Annotated in this window: 19 protein-coding genes; 12 read left to right on the forward strand and 7 right to left on the reverse strand. The window is 67.3% G+C overall.

The genetic code is table 11. From position 1 onward, the window contains the following. Positions 1-25: 25 nt before the first annotated feature. The 3 genes from IC535_RS04975 (at position 26) to IC535_RS04985 (ending at position 3,647) form a co-directional block, all read left to right on the forward strand. The gene (locus IC535_RS04975) at positions 26-928 is read left to right on the forward strand and encodes a LysR family transcriptional regulator (protein ID WP_228885805.1); all 903 of its coding nucleotides are present in this window, start codon (positions 26-28) and stop codon (positions 926-928) included. 174 nt (positions 929-1,102) lie between these two features. Then, complete coding sequence (locus IC535_RS04980; protein ID WP_228885806.1) at positions 1,103-2,713, forward strand: ATP-binding cassette domain-containing protein; 1,611 nt, start codon at positions 1,103-1,105, stop codon at positions 2,711-2,713. 223 nt (positions 2,714-2,936) lie between these two features. Then, positions 2,937-3,647: a hypothetical protein gene (locus IC535_RS04985; RefSeq protein ID WP_228885807.1), complete on the forward strand. Its 711-nt coding sequence runs from the start codon at positions 2,937-2,939 to the stop codon at positions 3,645-3,647. Positions 3,648-3,815: 168 nt separating this feature from the next. Here the strand turns inward: IC535_RS04985 and IC535_RS04990 are convergent, their stop codons facing one another. Next, on the reverse strand, positions 3,816-5,153 hold the full coding sequence (locus IC535_RS04990; protein WP_228885808.1) for a GTP-binding protein: 1,338 nt from the start codon (positions 5,151-5,153) through the stop codon (positions 3,816-3,818). A gap of 68 nt (positions 5,154-5,221) precedes the next feature. Between IC535_RS04990 and IC535_RS04995 the strand changes: the two genes are divergently transcribed. Beyond that, a complete protein-coding gene (locus tag IC535_RS04995) occupies positions 5,222-5,593 on the forward strand; it encodes a MerC domain-containing protein (protein WP_228885809.1) in 372 nt (123 codons plus the stop codon). Positions 5,594-5,648: 55 nt separating this feature from the next. Here the strand turns inward: IC535_RS04995 and IC535_RS05000 are convergent, their stop codons facing one another. Then, on the reverse strand, positions 5,649-5,924 hold the full coding sequence (locus IC535_RS05000; RefSeq protein WP_228885810.1) for a metal/formaldehyde-sensitive transcriptional repressor: 276 nt from the start codon (positions 5,922-5,924) through the stop codon (positions 5,649-5,651). 63 nt (positions 5,925-5,987) lie between these two features. On the opposite strand from IC535_RS05000, the gene dmeF reads away from it, so the two are divergent. The 3 genes from dmeF (at position 5,988) to IC535_RS05015 (ending at position 8,650) form a co-directional block, all read left to right on the forward strand. After that, complete coding sequence (gene dmeF / locus IC535_RS05005) at positions 5,988-6,995, forward strand: CDF family Co(II)/Ni(II) efflux transporter DmeF (protein WP_228885811.1); 1,008 nt, start codon at positions 5,988-5,990, stop codon at positions 6,993-6,995. Positions 6,996-7,462: 467 nt separating this feature from the next. Next, positions 7,463-8,158 carry a hypothetical protein gene (locus IC535_RS05010; RefSeq protein WP_228885812.1) on the forward strand — a complete coding sequence of 232 codons (696 nt, stop codon included), beginning with the start codon at positions 7,463-7,465 and terminating at the stop codon, positions 8,156-8,158. A gap of 72 nt (positions 8,159-8,230) precedes the next feature. Further along, on the forward strand, positions 8,231-8,650 hold the full coding sequence (locus IC535_RS05015) for a hypothetical protein (protein WP_228885814.1): 420 nt from the start codon (positions 8,231-8,233) through the stop codon (positions 8,648-8,650). Positions 8,651-9,057: 407 nt separating this feature from the next. Here IC535_RS05015 and IC535_RS05020 read toward each other — a convergent pair whose 3' ends face one another. Both IC535_RS05020 and IC535_RS05025 read right to left on the reverse strand, forming a co-directional pair. Then, entirely contained in the window at positions 9,058-9,543 is a 486-nt protein-coding gene (locus IC535_RS05020) for an REP-associated tyrosine transposase (RefSeq protein WP_228885815.1), read from the reverse strand. Positions 9,544-9,690: 147 nt separating this feature from the next. After that, a complete protein-coding gene (locus IC535_RS05025; RefSeq protein WP_228885816.1) occupies positions 9,691-10,497 on the reverse strand; it encodes a hypothetical protein in 807 nt (268 codons plus the stop codon). A 214-nt stretch (positions 10,498-10,711) separates the two neighbouring features. Here IC535_RS05025 and IC535_RS05030 point away from each other — a divergent pair, with 214 nt between their 5' ends. Together IC535_RS05030 and IC535_RS05035 are read left to right on the forward strand one after the other, a co-directional pair. Next, positions 10,712-11,554: a class I SAM-dependent methyltransferase gene (locus IC535_RS05030; RefSeq protein WP_228885817.1), complete on the forward strand. Its 843-nt coding sequence runs from the start codon at positions 10,712-10,714 to the stop codon at positions 11,552-11,554. Between the two features lie 79 nt (positions 11,555-11,633). Further along, the gene (locus IC535_RS05035; protein WP_228885818.1) at positions 11,634-11,975 is read left to right on the forward strand and encodes a hypothetical protein; all 342 of its coding nucleotides are present in this window, start codon (positions 11,634-11,636) and stop codon (positions 11,973-11,975) included. Between the two features lie 291 nt (positions 11,976-12,266). Here IC535_RS05035 and IC535_RS05040 read toward each other — a convergent pair whose 3' ends face one another. The 3 genes from IC535_RS05040 to IC535_RS05050 all read right to left on the reverse strand — a co-directional run bounded on the left by IC535_RS05040 (position 12,267) and on the right by IC535_RS05050 (position 15,780). After that, positions 12,267-13,307 carry a hypothetical protein gene (locus IC535_RS05040; RefSeq protein WP_228885819.1) on the reverse strand — a complete coding sequence of 347 codons (1,041 nt, stop codon included), beginning with the start codon at positions 13,305-13,307 and terminating at the stop codon, positions 12,267-12,269. Between the two features lie 63 nt (positions 13,308-13,370). Then, the gene (locus tag IC535_RS05045; protein ID WP_228885820.1) at positions 13,371-14,525 is read right to left on the reverse strand and encodes a YncE family protein; all 1,155 of its coding nucleotides are present in this window, start codon (positions 14,523-14,525) and stop codon (positions 13,371-13,373) included. A gap of 325 nt (positions 14,526-14,850) precedes the next feature. After that, positions 14,851-15,780 (reverse strand): XVIPCD domain-containing protein, encoded by a 930-nt coding sequence (locus IC535_RS05050; protein WP_228885821.1) that lies wholly within the window; start codon positions 15,778-15,780, stop codon positions 14,851-14,853. Positions 15,781-15,985: 205 nt separating this feature from the next. Between IC535_RS05050 and IC535_RS05055 the strand changes: the two genes are divergently transcribed. From IC535_RS05055 to IC535_RS05065, 3 genes are all read left to right on the forward strand, one after another. Next, positions 15,986-16,852, forward strand: a complete 867-nt coding sequence (locus tag IC535_RS05055; protein ID WP_228885822.1) for a hypothetical protein — start codon at positions 15,986-15,988, stop codon at positions 16,850-16,852. A 26-nt stretch (positions 16,853-16,878) separates the two neighbouring features. Then, positions 16,879-18,201: an XVIPCD domain-containing protein gene (locus tag IC535_RS05060; RefSeq protein WP_228885823.1), complete on the forward strand. Its 1,323-nt coding sequence runs from the start codon at positions 16,879-16,881 to the stop codon at positions 18,199-18,201. 111 nt (positions 18,202-18,312) lie between these two features. Then, entirely contained in the window at positions 18,313-19,167 is an 855-nt protein-coding gene (locus IC535_RS05065) for a hypothetical protein (protein WP_228885824.1), read from the forward strand. Positions 19,168-19,183: the final 16 nt, after the last annotated feature.

Genomic DNA, 19,183 nt, shown 5'->3' on the forward strand with positions numbered 1-19,183 from the left:
GCTGTTTTCCCCCTGAGTGCGGCCCATGTCGGCACTGGAAAACCTCGGCAACCTGCAGACCTTCGTGCACGTGGCCGACACCCGCAGCTTCGTCGAAACCGGGCGCCTGCTCGGCGTATCCGCCTCGGCCGCCGGCAAGACCGTCAGCCGCCTGGAGCAGGCGCTGGGCGTGCGCCTGTTCCACCGCAGCACCCGCAGCATCACCCTCACCGCCGAGGGCGAGCGTTTCCTGCTGCGCTGCCGGCGCATCCTGGACGAACTGGACGCCGGCCGCACCGAACTGGCCCAGCAGGCAGCCGCCCCCTGCGGCGTGCTGCGGCTGGGGCTGCCGCTGGTGGGCGACCTGTCGCTGCCGATCCTGTCGGCATTCATGGCCGCCTACCCGGGCATCCGCCTGGAGCTGGATTTCGACGACCGCCTGGTCGATGTGATCGAGGAAGGCTTCGACGCCGTGCTGCGGGTCGGCGAGCCCACCGATTCGCGGCTCAGCGCGCGCCGGCTCGGCGTATTCCCCCGCTACCTGGTCGCCGCCCCGGCCTACCTGGCTGCGCGCGGTACCCCGCAGACCCCGCGCGACCTGCTGCAGCACGACTGCCTGCACTACCGTTTTCCCAGCAGCGGCAAGCTGGAGCCATGGCCACTGCCGCGCGAACCGGACGCGCCCGCGCTGGAGCTGCCGGTGGCCATGGTCAGCAACACCATCGAAGCGCGCATGGCCTTCGCCCTGGATGGGCGCGGCATCGCCTACATTCCCGAGCATTCCGCGCGCCAGGCACTGGCCGACGGGCGCCTGGTGCGGGTGCTGGCCGAGCAGGTCCACGCCTGCGGCACCTTCCACCTGCTGTGGCCGTCGGGTCGCCACGTGCTGCCCAAGCTGCGGGTGCTGATCGACTTCATCAGCGCCCGGCTGACCGGCGTGAGCTGCTGAACAGCAGGCATTCATCGCCACCACGGCGGCCGAACCTATACTGGCGTTGCGACAGCCAGTCGCCTGTGTAATGAGGTATGCCCGCATGCGCCATTGATGCTCCGCCGTCGCTTGACGGCCAGTGTTGCTGCCCCCTGCCCGCAGGGAGCCGTCCACGGCATCCATGGAGGTCGCATGACCGCATTTTCCCTCACGCTCGACCGCGTGACCTGCACCCTGCCCGACGGGCGCGTGCTGTTTTCCGATATCAACGCCAGCTTCGACACCACCCCGACCGGCGTGGTCGGGCGCAACGGGGTCGGCAAGAGCGTGCTCGCCCATCTGCTGGCCGGGCAGCGCGCGCCGAGCGCCGGGCAGGTCCAGTGCAGCGGCCGAGTGCACCTGCTCGGCCAGCACAGCGGCGTACTGCCCGGCCGCATCGCCGACCTGGCCGGGGCGGCCCCGGTACTGGATGCGCTGGCCCGGATCGAGGCCGGCAGCGTCGACCCGGCCGACTTCAGCGCCGTGGGCGAGCGCTGGGACCTGCGCCAGCAGCTGCAGGCGCAGTGGCAGCTGCTCGGCCTGCCACCGCTGGACCCGGCACGGCCGGCGGCCACCCTCAGCGGCGGCCAGGCCATGCAGGTGGCGCTGGCCGGCGCGCTGCTGTCCGATGCCGACGCGCTGGTGCTGGATGAGCCCAGCAACCACCTGGACACCGCCCATCGCCACCGGCTGCTGGATGCCTTGTCGGCCTGGCGCGGCGGCTTGATCGTGATCAGCCACGACCGTGGCCTGCTGCAGCAGATGCAGCGCATCGTCGAACTGTCGTCGTCGGGCCTGCGCAGCTATGGCGGCAACTACACGCTGTACGCGCAGCAGAAGCAGGAAGAACGCGCCGCAGCCACCGAGTTGCTGGCCCTGCGCAAGCGCGAACGCCGCCACCAGCAGCAGGCACTGCGCGAGCAGCGCGAGCGCCTGGAGCACCGCCAATCGCGCGGCCAGCGCGACGCGCGCAGTGCCAACCAGGCGCCGATCCTGCTGGGCGGCATGAAGAATCGCAGCGAGAACAGCAGCGGCCGCTGGCAGGCACAACAGGCCCAGCGCAGCGCGGAACTGGAGGCGCGGGTCCAGGAGGCCGCCGCCGGCGTCGACGCATCCGCGGCCATCACGCTGTTCAGCCCCAGCCCGGCGCAGCCCGGGCCGCAGCGCGTGGCCGAGCTGGTCCAGGCCGAACTGCCGTGGGTGCCTGCCCCCTGGCAGCGCATCGACCTGGACCTGCAGCGGGGCCAGCGCATCGGCGTGCGCGGCGGCAACGGCAGCGGCAAGTCCACCCTGCTGCGGGTGCTGGCCGGGCAGCTGCCGCCACGGTCCGGGCAGGCGCGGCGGCTGGCCAGCTGCGCGCGGCTGGATCAATCGCTGGCCGACCTGCCGCCCACCCGCTCCGCGCTGGACCTGCTGCAGCACGCCAACCCCGGCGCCGACCCGGCCACGCTGCGCACCCGACTGGCCCTGCTCGGGCTGGACGCCGAACGCAGCCTGCGGCCGCTGGCCACGCTCAGTGGCGGCGAACGCCTGAAGGCTGCATTGGCGGCGCTGCTGTATGCGCAATCGCCGCCGCAACTGCTGCTGCTCGACGAGCCCGGCAACCACCTCGACCTGCCCTCGCTGGCCGCGCTGGAACAGATGCTCAACCAGTACACCGGCACGCTGGTGGCGGTCTCCCACGACCAGGCCCTGCTCGATGCGCTGGGGCTGACCCACGACCTGCAGGCCACCAGCACCGGCTGGGAGCTGCGTGCGGTGTGAGCGCACCGCACCGGCATCGCGGCCCGGCATCGCGCGTGGGGATGCCGCGGCTGCGTGCACGCAGTGATCATGGCGCGGCCGATGTTCAATGCTTGCTATCGCCTTGAAAGTCGCAATTGAAATCACGCGTTAGCGCACCGCAGATTCTTGCCAGACGGCACAGTTCCAGAGCCAAGATCGGCGCACATTTACTCCTCTGCCACGGCGCAACCTGGAGACTTCGATGCGCACACTGATACTGATGATGTTGGCTATACTTCCACTGCTAGCCCATGCCGGCGGTGAACTCCCTACGCAGGATCGGGTCGTGTTCGAGGATGGACAACGCGTGGTCCTGCGCAGCAGCCTTTGGCCGGATTTTGAAGGGGGCTGGATCAGGACCGAGCAGAAGCTGACCGTCAACCCCGAAGGTAGCTGGGTCTACCGCTATGACACGCAACTTCCGGAGACCCAGAAGTATCACCAGCTGTACTGCAGCCAGTTTGGCGCACAGTTCCAGCCCATGACCAAAGGCGAAAGCCACCTATCTGACGGCAGCGCAGGATGGGCCTGTGTCGACGAAATGGAATTTCCCTCCGGTGATGAAAATGCGCCACATAACCCACGATCCTCGGCATCTCCTGCGGCGATTGACTACGTATATGCCACAGCTCCTAGCGGAACTGCTCAAGTGGGTGTCAATTTCTTCTCGTATGGAAGCGCAAGGTACGAAAGCTCACAAAGTGGTTCGCGCAGCGCAACTGTCCATGTGGACAACGGACGTTGCCGGAACTTCGTTTCCGACTACTTTTCCAGTCCATTCATTGGAGACATCAGACTGGGGGTCAGCTGTATCGTCCAACAGCCACGCCTTGTCAGCACTGGTATGGATGTCTGCATTCCGAAGCCCTGCGGTCCTGCCAGCGGGACGATATCGGTCTTGCAACGGGATTGAATACGGTCTCTCCAGAGCAACTGGATGAGTCAGTTCCCATGCCGCTGCGTGGGACTGGGCGTGACACTACCTTGCGCACACTTCCCGTCCGCCAGCCCGATCGGCGGCATCGACAACTACTGCATTGTCCTCGGCTTCCAAATTGCGCAGCCGCAACGTCCGTGCGGATTACGCCGCCCCGCGCGACCACGCCGGAAACACATCGGGCAGCAGTTGCCACAGCATCGGCCCGGCGCGCAGTTCCACATCGGTCAACAGGCAGGCATCGAAGGCCGCACGTACCACGCGCTCATCCATCTCGATCCCGATCACCGCCAGCTCCTGGCGGCGGTCGCCCCACCACGGGTGCCACATCCGCCGCATCGCCTGGTACTCGCCGGCATCCCCGACATCGGCCGCGTCCGGCATCGGCGCGGTCCAGCACGCCGCCTGCCGGCGCACCCAGCCCACGTCGGTATAGGGCACCTGTGGGGGCGGCAGCAGCGGCACGCTGTCTTCCAGCCCGGCGTCCACCCGCGCGCGGGCGGCGTACCAAAAGCCGGCCGCCTGGGTGTGGGTGGCCGCGCCCACGCTGGACAGCTCGCCCACCCAGTCCATGCGGTTGGCCAGCCAGAAGAAGCCCTTGCTGCGGATCACCGCGCCCAAGCCGTGCTCCAGCAGGCGCGCCAGCCGCTGCGGATGGAATGGCCGGCGCGACCGGTAGACGAAACTGGTGATGCCGTACTGCTCGGTTTCCGGGCTGTGCTCGCCGCGCAGCGCCTGCATCCAGCCCGGGGCCAGCTGCGCCTTGATGAAATCGAAGCGGTGCGTGTCCAGCAGTTCGTGCAACGGCACATCACCGTGCCGGGACAACACCAGCCGCGCATCGCGGTTGATCGCACGCAACACCGCCAGGGTCGACTGCAGATGATCATCGTCGACCAGGTCGCATTTGCTGACCACGATGACATTGGCGAACTCGATCTGCTCGGCCAGCAGGTTGACCACCGCCCGTACATCGTCCTCGCCGGCCTGCTGGCCGCGGTCGGCCAGGCGCTCGGTGGAACTGAAGTCGTGCAGGAACTGCTGCCCATCCACCACGGTCACCAGGGTATCCAGGCGGGCGATGTCGTTGAGGCAGAAGCCATCGGCGTCGCGTACCTGGAAGGTCGCCGCCACCGGCAACGGCTCGGCGATCCCGGTCGATTCGATCAGCAGGTAGTCGTAGCGGCCTTCGCTGGCCAGGCGCTTGACCTCCTGCAACAGGTCATCGCGCAGGGTGCAGCAGATGCAGCCATTGCTGAACTCCACCAGGGTTTCCTCGGTCCGGCTCAACGCCGCGCCACCGTCGCGCACCAACTGCGCATCGACGTTGACCTCACTCATGTCGTTGACGATCACCGCCACCCGCCGGCCTTCGCGGTTGCGCAGCAGCTGGTTGAGCAGGGTGGTCTTGCCGGCGCCCAGGAAGCCGGACAACACGGTGACCGGCAGACGGGCATCAAGAGGAACGGGGGAGACAATCATGGCGGAGCTAGGCTCGGGCTGGAATCAAATGTTACTATATAACATTACTGATGCGAGACACCCCCTCCATGAAACGCTCCTCCAACCTGCTCGATGCCGGCGCCATCACCCTGTCCAGCCTGTGCCTGCTGCACTGCCTGGCCCTGCCGCTACTGGCGGCCGCATTGCCGCTGCTGGGTACCTGGGCCGAAGCCGAATGGGTGCATGCGCTGGTCGTCGCCATCGCCGCGCCGGTGACCGGTTTCGCCCTGTGGCGCGCACACCGGCAGCACCGCTTGCCCGCCCTGGCCATGGCCAGCGCCGCGGCGGGCCTGGGCCTGCTGCTGGGCGGTGCACTGGGCTGGCCCAGCCACGCCAGCGAGACCCCGATGACGGTAGCCGGCAGCCTGCTGCTGGCCGCCACCCACGTATGGAATGCCTGGCGCCGGCACCGGCATTGAAGGCGCCGGCGTCGGCGCACGCCCGCTTCGCCCGGCGGCCCCCCGGGGCGGCTCGCTAGCGCCCGTAGGCGCGCAGCAGCTTGACCAGCACCTGGGCCTGCGCAGCGCGCTCGGCGGGATCCTCCGCGTCCACCACATGCTCCTGCAGGTGTTCATCCAGCAGGGCCATCAACAGCCCGTGGGCCGCGCCCCGTACCGCTGACGCCTGCATCAGCACGTTGGTGCAGTCGGCCTCGGTCGACTGCAGCGCCGATTCCAGCGCGGCGACCTGGCCGGCCATGCGCCGGACCCGGGCCAGCAGGGCATTGCGGTGGTGGTGGATGTGCGACATGGGGCCGGAGCATATACCCTATGGGGGTATATTCCCATCCTCCTGTCGACCCCTGCCACCGCCATGTCCCTGACCGCCACCGCTGACGCCCGCCGCCACAGCCACCGCTTCGACGACGGCAACCCGCTGGCCGAGCGCCGCACCCGCCATGCCCTGTACCTGACCGCGGCGATGATGGTGGTCGAGATCATCGGGGGCTGGTGGTACAACTCGATGGCGGTACTCGCCGACGGTTGGCACATGAGTTCCCACGCGCTTGCCCTGGGTCTGGCAGTGTTCGCCTACGCCTGCGCACGCCGCTATGCGCATGACCGGCGCTTCGCGTTCGGCACCTGGAAGATCGAGATTCTCGGCGGCTACACCAGCGCCATCGCCCTGCTGGGCGTGGCCCTGCTGATGGCCGTGCAATCGGCCGAGCGGTTGTTCGTCCCCAGCGCCATCCACTACAACCAGGCCATTGCGATCGCGGTGGTGGGCCTGGCGGTCAACCTGCTGTGCGCCTGGTGGCTGCGCGACGACCACGGTCATGGTCATGGTCATGGTCATGGTCATGGTCATGGTCACCACCATCATGCGCACGCGCATCCGCCGGGGCACACCCATGACCACGACCACGGTGCGGCGGGCCATGCCGGCCACGACCTCAACCTGCGCTCGGCCTATATGCACGTCCTCGCCGATGCCGCCACCTCGGTGCTCGCCATTGCCGCCCTGATTGGCGGCAAGCTCTGGGGCGCGGCATGGCTGGACCCGGTGATGGGCCTGGTCGGCGCGGTGCTGGTTACGGTCTGGGCGATCGGCCTGCTGCGGGATACCAGCCGGGTGCTGCTGGACGCGCAGATGGATGCCCCGGTAGTAGCCGAGGTCCGCGAAGTAATCGAACAAGGCCCGTGGCCCGCCCAACTGGCCGACCTGCACGTCTGGCAGGTCGGGCGCGGCAAGTACGCGGTCATCGCCAGCATCGTCACCGACGCTGCGCTCAACGCGGACCACATCCGCCAGGCCTTGGCCGTGCACGAAGAACTGGTGCATGTCACGGTGGAAGTGCATCAGGTCGGCGCGCCGGCCTGAGCAGCGCGGCAGACATGCCGATCAGCGCCGAGGCCCCCAGCCCCGCGGCAGGAGCCGCCGATCGCCGCTATTGGTCGTCGTCGCTGCCGCACAACGGTCATCGCGCCCAGCGGAATGCCGAGAAAGCTGCACGGGCCAGGCAATGGCCAGCGTGCTGGCTGCGCGCGATCGGCATGCGCTGCCGTGCTCCTTCGATCCCGTAAGCGAAAGCTGCCCAGCCCGCATGGTTAACGTCCTGTCGCCACCCGGTTGCTTCGTCACTGCCCGGCAGCGGCCGCTGGTGTGTTGGCACAACAACCATGACCAGGCGGAGTGCGCGACGGCACTTCATTCACGCAGACTGGCAGCACACAAAATCCGATTGAAAAAATCTGCGTATGCAAGTACGGATTTTGATGGACGGCACATCCTCAGGCAAAGCGGAGGATCACGCTATGGCTCCCTTGCACTGAAAACAGGAGACTTCCATGCGCCATGCATTGCTACTGTTGGCGGTACTGCCCTTGCGCGGCACTGCCAGTGAACAACTGCCGCTGGGTGACAGCGTTATGTTCGATGCGACAGGTGGCCGCATCGTGCTCAGACGCATCGATTGGCCCGACGTTGACGGTAGCCTGGCCCGTATCGAGCAGAAATTGACGATCAATAAGGATGGCAATCTGCGCTACGATTTTGATACCCAGTCCCCTGCCACGCAGGACTTTCATCGCCGTCTTTGCAAGAAAAAGGGGCTGGATCCCGCCACCGGAGGGGAGACAATCCTGATCGGCACCACCGCCGCGTGGCACTGCAACAGCACAGGACCACTGCCGGACAGTGCCGGCGATCCTTCCCCGGCCCCCGCTCGCGGCACTGCAGATCGCGCTATCGACTACGTCTATGCGAACGCTCCGAATGGAACCGCTCAAGTCGGTGTGAGCTTCTATGCCAGGGGCAATGCCCGTTACGAGAGTTCCCAAGCCGGATCGATCCAGGCAAGCCTGCAACTTCATGACAACAGGTGTAGCACCTATTTTTCTCAGTACTACCCGTATCCGTTCTCCGGCAATCACAATGCTGAAGTAGCCTGCTTGATTCAGGAGCCAGGTCTTGTAATCACCCGAATGGAAGGTTGCATCCCGAAGTTGTGCGGCTATGACAGCGGTACCGTTGCGGTCAGGTGATGCGACGGCCTCTACACCGGGCGCTACGCCGGCATGTCTACACTACCGCCATGCCCGCCCAGGAGTGCTGCCATGCGCCCGATCCTCTGCCTGCTGCTGTGCGCTCCGCTGCTGACCGCCTGCAGCAATCAGGACAGCGGCGTCGGGGTGTTCTCCTCCGATCCCATGCTGGGCTGCTATGCCACCCACGCGCGCAAACCGGCGGAGTTCCGCATCGAACAGCAGCAGGGCCGGTACCTTGTGTCGTTCAACCGCGATGAGCAGTGGCAGCGCGACCCCACCGCGTTGCAGGTATCCACCCGTGCCGATATCGCCCGCTTCTTCAAGGACGATGCCGACCAGATCGACAAGGCATTGGTGCACCCCAACGGTGGCTTCGGGATCTTCCACTTCAACGCCGGTGCCACCCTCAAGGGCAAGGCCAAGGACAGCGATTACATGGCGCTGGTGCTGATCGGCGCCGGCCCGGTGTTCAAGGTCCGCTGCCCCTGACCGCCACTGCAGCGGGCACCACCACCGCAGCGGCGAGCCTCGGATGTGCAGTTGCGGCGGCGGCAGCCGGGGCGGCAGATGCCGCCGCCGCTGCGCACCCGCAGCGCGCTGCAGATGAGCCGCACGCCGGCCGTGTCCTGATCCCCATGCCCGGCCCCATCCAGGCTTCGCGCTGGCGGCTGGCTGGCCGCGCTGCCAGGGTGACGTGTCGCTCCGCACGCCCTCACCGGCACGGCAGCCTACGGCTACCGGCATCCCCGTGGTGATTTCCGCTCCGGTAGGTTCATCGCCTCGCCGCCGCATCCCCCGCGCTTCTCCAAGCGCGCCCGGCCGCGCCCTGCCACGCAACGCAAGCGCACAGCGCCCCACCCGCAGGCGCGTGCATGACGGCAACCGGCGACCGTACTTCAGCATGGCACCGGCTCCACACATCCCAGGCGATGGATGGAGCTGTACGGCCATGCCGCCGGGTCGCGCACATGGCCGTGCCGCACCGGGTTCTGGTGCACATACGCCACGTGCCGGCGCAGGTCCTCGGCATCGACAATGCGGTGTTCGCGGAAACTGCTGTGCCAGAGCGGGCGCGCGCGACGGTCGCGGCGCAGCACCGCGCGCGGTGGCAGGCCCGGCAATTGGCGGTCGAAGATGGCCTGGATCTGCACCCAGCGCCGGTGGCCGTCTTCATCGCCTGCCGGCAGCGTCCAGATGCCATGCAGGTGATCGGGCAGCACCACGATGGCGTTGATGCGGAACGGCCGCGCCTGCTGGGCAACCCGGAACGCAAGGCGCAGGGCCTGCGCGTGCTCGACCAGCAGTTGGCTGCTGCTGTCGCGCAGATGCGCACTGAAGAAGTACGCGGTACCTGCTGGCCATGGGCATGTTGGCTGGGACATGCGCGCAGTGTGCAATCCCGCCTGCGCCGCGACGATCAGCGAAACAACGAGGCTGCTGTCGGCTGGCAACGGCGCCGGCTGTCAGGGTTCGCCTTGCACGTGCAGGTTGCCGCACAACCGCCACAGGAACGGTCGCGGCGCTTGCATTCAACGCGTGGCGGCGGTGTTGCTGCCGGCGCATTCGGCGTCGGCGGCGCGCGCGATCCGCCCGACCAGATCCGCATCCTCGCGTGCCGCCAGGCGCCGGGCCGCCTCCGACGACGGTGGCAGCAGGCGCAACAGGGCCTGGCTCACCGGTACCGACCAGAACGTTACCGGCGCGTTGGTGCCGGCAACCGGATCTTCCCGGGTCCAGGGCAGCATCTGCAGTTTCTGCGATTGCGAATGGAACACCAGTGCGGGCGCATGTTCATAGTCGATGACCACCCGCAGCGATGGCGCATCACCGCTCCAGCGCGACGGCCCGTAATACCCGTCCACCTGCCGGCGCAGCGCGCCACCACGCAGGGCGGCACGCAGGTGCCGCGGCCTGTCGCCGGCGCTGCAGGACAACTTGCCTTGTGCGTTGAGCGCGCTGGCCTGCGCCAGCACCTGGGCCGGACGTACCCGCCGCGCCACCGCCTCCACGCCGCGCTCGCGCGCCACCGGCGGCGCCGACAACGCCCACAGCAGTTCCCCGACCCGCTGTGCCGGCACCACGTCGTCGGCCGTGCCGGCCTGCGCGCCACCAGCCACCAGCGAGCGGCGCGCAAAGGCACGGCGGCTGGCACCGGGCCGCAGCTGGTACACCTCTTCCACCGGATGCAACGGTCCGTGGCGGTACTCGATCCGGATCGACCGTACCTCCTGCAGGGAGACCGGATGCGGGGCGTCGGCCGGGCCGGCGCAACCGGTCAGGCCGACAAGCAGCAGCAGGCCGATACCGGCACCTATGGTTGGCAGAACAGCACGCATGCATCGATTCCCTGGTCACGGCCCGGAATGGCCGTACCGCTGACCGCAGACTATAGCGATCGGCCCCGTTGCGCAGGTGACCTGCCGCCGTTCCGGTTCCGGCCCGCAGCACGGGCCAGCCGCGCGGTTCGCCCCCGGCCCATCTCGGGTACGATGCCCACCCCTGACCAGTTTGTCGTCCGGTTGCCTTGCGGCATCGGCGGCCCCGACTCCCGTGCCCCATTACACCGGCCCCCTGCTGACCCGCCCGCTTGCCGAGGCCCTGCTCGCTGCCCGTGATGCCGGGCACGGCCAATGGGCCGGCTCGCTCGACCTTGGCCGCTCCACCGGCACCGCCACCCTGGCTGCCGATCACTGGCAGTGGCAGGGCAGGCCATACCCCTACCCGGGCAAGACCCGCGACCGCACCCTGTACTACTGGGACGGCGAGGAATTCCTGGCGATATCGCGCTTCGGCTCGGCCCTGATCAAGCTGGTGCCCACCGACTGGGACGCACCGACCTTCGAGATCGATGGCATCAAGATGCTGCCCAGCGCGCAGGTTTCCCCGTTCGAGGATGCACGGCGCAAGGTGGCGCTGATCGCCCCGGCCGGCAAGACCGTGCTCGATACCTGCGGCGGGCTGGGCTACTTCGCCGCCTGCTGCCTGGAAGGCGGGGTCAGCCGCATCCAGTCGTACGAGAAGAACCCGGACGTGCTCTGGCTGCGCACGCTCAACCCGTGGTCGCCGGACCCGGACGCGGCCAGCAGCGGCGGCCGCCTGTCGCTGACCCAGGCCGATGTATCGCAGGCGATCGAATCGCTGGAGACCGCCTCGGTCGACGCCATCCTGCACGACCCGCCCCGCTTCGGCATTGCCGGCGAGTTGTATTCGCAGGTGTTCTACGACCAGCTGGCGCGGGTGATCCGCAAGGGCGGACGGATGTTCCATTACACCGGTGCGCCCAACAAACTCACCAGCGGCCGCGATGTGCCGCGCGAAGTGGCCAAGCGGCTGGAGAAGGCCGGCTTCAAGGCCGAGCTGGCGCTGGATGGGGTGCTGGCGGTCAAGCGATAGGCACACCGCCAGTCTCAGTCCCTGAGACAACGCCACCGCACAGTAGCTGCGGTACAACACCTGGCTGGAGCCGGACCAGATGGAACTTCGTCCGCTATACCCGCATGCCGTCTCCCCCCACGGCCGTGACCTGCGCCGGGCCGCATGTTGTGGGCTGGCCCGCACCCTGCTGCTGCATGGCCTGGGCGCGCATCCGGCCGAGCACGCCGCCTTGAAGAAGGCGCTGCGCGCCAGCGGCAGCACCGCGCGTTGCGCCGACTGCCTGGCCGGCACAACCTCACGGCCGGCCGCGCTGCGCGCACCGCACTGGCGCATGGCCAGCCTGACCTGCAGTGCACCGGCCGCCGCCTGGCCTGCGCCCGCGCCATCCGGTCTGCCGGTCACCAGCCCGGGCCCCTGCTTCGCCGTCGACCGCTGCTAGGGAAGCGCCGGCGCAACAGCCGGCCGGCAATCACGCCGACCAACAATCGGGCTGGCCTGACCGAAACGGGCGCCGAGCTGATGCATCGCGTCCGGCGCGACCACGTAATGCAGGATCATCTCGCGGCCCAGCGCCTGGTCCGGCCGCGCTGCTGCCGCGCCTTCCGGCGCGCTTCAGGTTATTCCGGCGTTAAGCCTTTCAAGGTAATGCCCTGCATTGCAATTGGCCCTAGCCAATAGCCATATACCTATGGCCTATCGTCGGCACGTGCCGGTCGACGGGGTTGGTTTATCACAGTGGCGCCGAATAACGCAGCAGCACGTGGCGGTCGCCGAGCACGGCGTAGCGCACGCTGATGGTGCCGCGAAGGTCCAGCCCCGCGTGCAGCGCACTGGCCGTGGCAGCGGTCTGCAGCAGATGCCAACGCCCATCCAGCCGCGCCAGCAATGCATATTCAACGCCCTGCCGGCCCTGGTATCGGCGCGCCAGCATCATTTCCTGGATCGGCCCGCGTATGGTCTGGCCGCGCACTTGCGCGCGCCGCAGCCACATCCACCACGCCGGCGCGCGCACCACCAGCAGCCACGCCAGCAGCACCGCCAACCCGGCGCCCAGCCACAGGCTGAAACCACCGCTCACCGCCGGCAGCCCTGCCAGTACCGCCAGGCCCAGCAGCATCGCCCCGCCCAGCCACGCCGCCGCACCCAGCGCCGCGCGCGGGCGCGCCATCAGGTCGGCCCAGTCGCGGGCATCCATCGGGGTGGATTCAAGCTGTGCAGGCGGCAAACCGGGGTACTCCACCTGCAGCAGGTGCTGCGCGTGCCCGGCACTGACGACCAGGCGCACCGCCGATGCAGCCTCCACTGCAGCACGCACCTGCTGCGCTACACCGCCCAGCAATGCGTCGCTGCCCGGCGACTCGGCCACGATGCGATGCACCTGCCCGTCCAGCGCATACACGCGCAGGCCGCGGCCGGAGGCCTGCGTGGCCGGCAGAATATCCGGCGTATCCAGCCGTCCCTCCAACACCACTACCTGCCCTGCGGCCAGCACCGCGCGCAGCGCTGCCGTGCGCCGACGGCGATGCCACGCCGTGGCGATCACCGCCACCAGCCCCGCTACCGCGGTGACGAACATCGGCAGCAGGGTCGGCACCGTGCCTACCGTGCGCAAGCCCAACCAGGCGGCGAATGCGGTGGCGGCCAGGGCCAGGCAGGCAACACCGAGCAGCCATGCCGTACCCGTGGCGCGCTGGAAGCGCAGGTCGGCCTGCAGGCGGTGGCGAAGTTCGGGCGACAGCATCTGCTGCCGCCCGCCAGGGGAAGTGGACATCCTTGATCTCATGCGTCGGTCTGCCCTGCAGTATGACCGATGCGCACGCCCCGCATGGACGCGTTACAGCGCGATCCGCGCCACGCTTTCCGCGCTGCCCTTGGCCTCGGCGTCGCCATTCTTGACCGTCACGTACAGCACGTTGCTTTGGGTATCCAGGGCCAGGCTGTTGGGGTGGGCCGGCACCGCGTAGGTGGCCACCGGCGCGTAGGTATCGCTGTTGTAGGCGGTGACCGTGCCTGCATCGCGGTTGGTCACGTACAGGCGCTTGCGCCCGGCGTCCAGCAGAATGCCGAGCGGGCCGGCGTCGGTGGCGATGCTGGCCAGTTCCTTGCCGGTGCTGCGGTCCAGCACCAGCACGCGCTGGCCCGGGTGCGCCGACACGAAGCCGGGGGTGCTGCTGGCCTGGTACTTGCGGATCATCGCCGAGCCCTGGTCGGTGACGAACAGACGCTTGCCGGACGGGTCCAGGGCGATGTTCATCGGCTGCTCGGCGCTGACCTTGAAGCGCTGCTCGACCTTGCCGCTGTCGGTGCCCACGGTGACTACTTCGGCCAGCAGATTGGAGGTGTATACGCGCTTGCCCTTGGCATCCAGCGCCAGGCCCGGTGCCTTGGCCTTGCCCAGCCCGGCGATGGTGTCCACCAGCTTCAGCGACTGGGTATCCACCACGAACAGCACGCTGCCTTCGCCGGAGTGACCGGTGACGTACAGGCGATGGTTCGGCGCGTCCACCACCAGCTCGCGCAGGTCGTGGCTGTAGGCGGCCTTGCCGTCCTTGCCCACCACCTTTTCCATCAGCTGCACGGTGCCGATCGCCTTGTTGGCGGCGGTGTCGACCACGGTCACCGAGGTATCCACGGTGTTGCCGACGTACAGGCGGTTGTTGCTGTCATCGAGCACCACGCCAAAGCCCTTGCGCTCCAGCGCGATGGTCGCCTCCACCGCCAGCGTTGCCGGGTTCAGGCGCAGAACCTGGGCCGGGCCGGCGTCATCGCCGAAACCACCGGAGGAGGCCACGAACACGGCATTCTGCTTCGGGCTGAAGGCCAGCTCGTACAGGCCTTGTGCGATGGGTTTGCGCTGTACCGCGGCGGCGGTGGCCGTGGCACCGGCAGCGGGCGCAGCATCGGCGGCCGCCTGCGCGGCGGGAACCGCCATGGCCAGCGAGATCGCCAGCGAAAGGGCGGCGGAACGGAAAACAGAGTTTGCAGACATGCGAGCGTCCTGGTGAGGGCGGAGGAGGTAAGTCCTTGGCTCGCGCGGCCGCTGCAATGGGCACCCTCAACAACGGTGCTGCATCAGCGGCCGGCCACACAACAATGGAGCGTGGGCAGGCTGGCAGGTCGGGTCATGTTAGCAGGTGCGGTGCCGCCGGGGTGCCCTGCGCTGCCGGCGGTGCGCGGCAACGCCGTATCCGGCGCCATGCTCGGGTCGTTGCGTCGGGCACGTCCGAGTTTGATCGGCGCAGCGTGCTGCTGCAGCCGTTACCGCGCCCGCCCCGGTCCAGCCACCCGCTGGAAAACCCCGCCTCGCCGCCGCCTCACTTGCCGCGCTTGGACGCCGCATCCGCATCGGGCTTGGCCGCCACTTCGGTGGGCATGCTGGCGCGCAGGTGAGCCGGATCGTCGCGGTCGCCCTGCACAATGAAGATCTTCTGCGCGGCATGCGCGTCTTCGGTGCGCGTGCTGAGCAGCACGTGGTCCACCCGCGAGAGATTGTTCTGCTTGGCCAGGGCCAGCAGGTTGGCGCTGATGCGCTCGCTGGTGGCGTCGAAAGTGCGGCCGTTGGCGGCATCCAGCTCGGCCACCTTGCTGCTCACCTGGGCCAGCAGCCCGTGGTCGGGGTGCATGGGATCGGCCGGGGTGATCACCGTCGGCAGCGGCCGTGTCGTCTCCGGTGCCGGCGGTGCAACCGGCGCGGACAACGGGCGGTGTGCGACGTCGCGCCCGGGCAGCGGATGGTGGCGCTCGGCATTCAATGGGCTGGCCGGGAACGGCGGCCGGATGCTCTGGATTTCCGGCAGGTTGAACAACACCGAGAACGCGCTTTCCTGCACCGTCTCCGCGCCCAGGCCCAGGTAGCTGTGAATGCCGGCGTGATCCAGCGCCGCCCAAGCGAAATCGCTACAGCGGTTGGCAGCGAACGGCTGGGCCATATCGAAGCCATGCTGCCGTGGGTCTGCGCCAAACACGCGCAGGCTGTCGTAGTGCGCCCGGCTGATTTCCAGCGTGCGCGCATAGTAGGGGTCCTGATAGGCAACAGCATCCCCGCGCGACACCTCCGCGCCTGCCGACGCCGCGCCGGCCGCATCGTGCCCACCGGCGCCAAAGCCGTAGCTGTCGTGGTTCACCCCATCGCTGACCTGCAGGTACATATGCCCGGACAGCGAGGTATTTCCGTCGCGCAGCGGCGTCCCCGGCGCGGCCAGATAAACGGTAACCGTGTAGCGGTGTTCGTGCTCCATGCTCATTCAGCCTCGTCTGAAACCGATCCTTCCCCGCGCCGTCCAACCTGCCGCGGCACTCGTCTGCGCCGATGATCGCATACGACGGTGAAGGGGCGGAAACCTATTGCCCACCCACCCTGCCCCGGCATGCGCCCGAAAGGTGACCGCTGCACTGGAGCCCTGGCGGCCGGTTGCCTATAGTTAACCGCATTACCGCAATGGAATGCCCATGAACGTCATGTCATCCGGCCGGTGCCTGACCGTTGCAGTGGCCATCGCGCTGAGCGCCAGTGCCTGTGCCAAGGCCCCGCCCATGGAAAAGGGAGAGAAGGAAGCTGCCATGTCTGAAGATCCGAACCAGCGCCGCACGATTGACGGCTACACCTATACGACAGCACCGGTGGAGGCCAGGCTGGGCCCGCACCGCTATGCGTTTCCGGCCAATCTCTACGACAGCCAGATCGGCCCTGCCATTGGCGGCGGCGTTGGGCTGACGCTGATGTGGCCGGAGCTCAAGGCGGCACCGCCGGGGACGCGCTCATCGCGTTCCATGACCGATCACTATCGTGCGATTTCCATATCCGTTGATTACATCGACGGCGTTCCGATCGCCGAACTACTGGAACGCAGGACCAGTACGGACGCAACCAGTGAAGAAGACTCGGTCTACCGGGCAGATCCCCGACGCCGACTGGATATGCGCAAAGCAGGTGCTGAGCAGTTCGGTCTCACGACCTATGCCATCGATGAAGCGCAGATGGAGAAGTTCGGGAAAGCCCTCGAACAGCAGACCGGCATGCCAACCAAGCGCAACCCCAACGTCGAGGATGACTGGTACATCGCGCGCAGTACCGATGGTGGCATTGCAAGCTTTATCAAATGCAGGAAGCTCCAGGATGGGCGTGACGGATTGCGTTTGGAGGGTGACCAACTGGTCGAGGACGAAAGCGTGCCCGTATCCAGCTGCACCCACTATTTCGTGGATGGCGATAACGACTTGTCCATCCGTCTCGCCTATCCACGGGTACTGCTCAAGGATTGGAAGGCAATGGAAGATGCAGCGCGCGCGTTGCTGGCCACGTACAGGATTGAGTAACCCGGGACGTTCAGGAGGAACGCCGCATGAGCGGATTGAATCAGAAGGACATCGACATCTTGCGGGCCTATGCTGACCAGGGAAACCGCGAGCGCTATTGGAATTACCTGGCGCAGACGCAGGGCAACGATGGATACGGCCTGCTCGCGCTCGGCGTGGTGCGCAATGACAACCTGCCCGGCCAGGTGGCCAATGCCTACGCCCAATCGCAGGCCAGCAGCCAGAGCGACCGCAACCCCGCGCTGGTAGATCGGGTGCTGACCGAGCGGGAATGGGAAGCGTTCGGCCAGACGCTCCTGACGTACGACCTGGAGCGGCGGCAGGAGTGGTTGGAAGCAGGAAATCCTGCGTTGGCGCTCAATCTGCCCGGGCATGACGTGCAGAAGGCCCATGATGAAGCATTCAAGGCCCATCATCTGGACCCGAACTGCTGGACACCGCGCGCCCTTCTTGAAGCCACCGAGAAGAAGCTGGGCAAGGATGCTGCCGAGAACGTGTGGAAGGAGATGCTCAACAACGAAGGCCTGGGCACCCACCGCGCGTGGAACACGGCCGGGCACGCCTACGACGCCATGCCTTGGGGCCAGGCCACGCACTACGTGGCCAAGCTTGCAGGATATGAAGCCGGCATGGCCCTGCAGGCACTGCCGACCACGAACCCGAACCTCATCGGCATCCGCAGTGCGTATCACGCCTACGATGAAAAAGCTGGTACCTGGCATTTTCATCCCGAGCGCGGGATCCCCTTGCAGGAGCGCAATCCACGCGTGCTCGAGCAGCTCAACGACACCCGCGATCTACGGCTGGAGCGCGACCAGAAGGCCACCCAGTTTCATCCCGACGATTCCTACCGGCAGCGCATCGAGACGCCCAAGGTGGTGCTCAACGACCTGCCCGGGCGCGAGCAGGACACCCGCCTGGCCGGCCTTGTTCCCGGCGACGCGAATTACCCGCTGTATCAGCAGGTCCGCGGGCATGTGGCTGCGCTGGATGCCAGCCACGGGCGCAGCTTTGATGAAACCAGCGAACGGCTGACTGCCAGCCTGACCTCGCTGGCGCGCGAAAACGGCCTGGACCGCGTGGACCATGTGCTGCTGAGCACGGCCACCCCTGCGGCGCCTGCCGGTCACAACGTCTTTGTGGTGCAGGGCGCGATCGCCGACCCGGCGCACCAGCGCGCCATGATGCCCACCGAGTTGGCGGTGCAGACACCGGTCGAGCAGTCCTTGCAGCAGCTTGAAGTGATCAGCCAGGATCGCCAGCAGAAGGCATTGGCGATGCAGGCCGAACAGCAGGTGCAGGACGAGCGGAGCCAGCAAAGCCAGGGTGCCGCGATGCGGATGGGGTAATCGGTCCCGTCGGGCCGATTCATCCCGCCAACCGCGCAAAGGGCGATGGCCGTAATGGAGCAACAGCGGCCGGTTGCCTATAGTCGCCAGCGCTATCGCAATGGAGTGCCCATGAGTGTCACCACTATCGGCCGTTGCATTCCCCTGCTGGTCATCGCGCTGGGTGCCAGTGCCTCTGCACGCACAGCCACGGAGCCGGCAGGGAACGCCATCAAGGCTCCGCCAGTGCGACATGGCCGAACGATCAACGGGTACACCTACACTGACGCACCGGTGCAGGTGAAGCTGGGGCCGAACACCTTCCGGATTCCGGCCAACTATTTCGACAGCCAGATCGGCCCGTTCGGCGAGGGCCTGAGCCTGAAGCTGGAATGGCCGGATATGACCCCGACCGCGCCAGGGGCCAGGGCGGCGCCGAGAACCAACGACTTCCGCAAGGAAATATCGGTACTTGTCGACTACATCGACAGGCTTCCCATTGAGGGCGCCATGCGCAGGCGGGTGACCAACGATGGCCATACCGACGAAGGCGCGCTGGAGCGTAGGGATCCGGCTGAACGCCTGGAGCTGCGTATTGCCCAGCCCGAACGCATGGGGTTAACCCCCTACACCGTCGATCAAGGGCTCAGAGCAGCCTATGCGAAGGACTACCACGCCCGATACGGCCGCCCGCTCACCCGCAATCTGGCATTCGAGCCTGACTGGTATGTCGCACGATCCAGCGATGGCGAAATATCGACGTTCATCAAGTGCGACAACGCCGACCATCGCGCAGACGGCGTAGTACTTGACGGTGATCAGGTGGTTTCCCAGGCCGGTGTCATCGCCGCTGGCTGCACCCACTATATGGTTGACCTTCAGAACAGCCTGTCGATCAGCCTCAGCTACAAGCGCGCATTCCTGAAAGACTGGAAACGCATGGAAACGGCGGTACGCGACGTTCTGGCGCGCTACAGGGTCAAGTGATCCGCGCCGCCGGGTA

Origin of the sequence: Stenotrophomonas rhizophila (assembly GCF_020857975.1) — a bacterium.
Taxonomy (GTDB): domain Bacteria; phylum Pseudomonadota; class Gammaproteobacteria; order Xanthomonadales; family Xanthomonadaceae; genus Stenotrophomonas; species Stenotrophomonas rhizophila_C.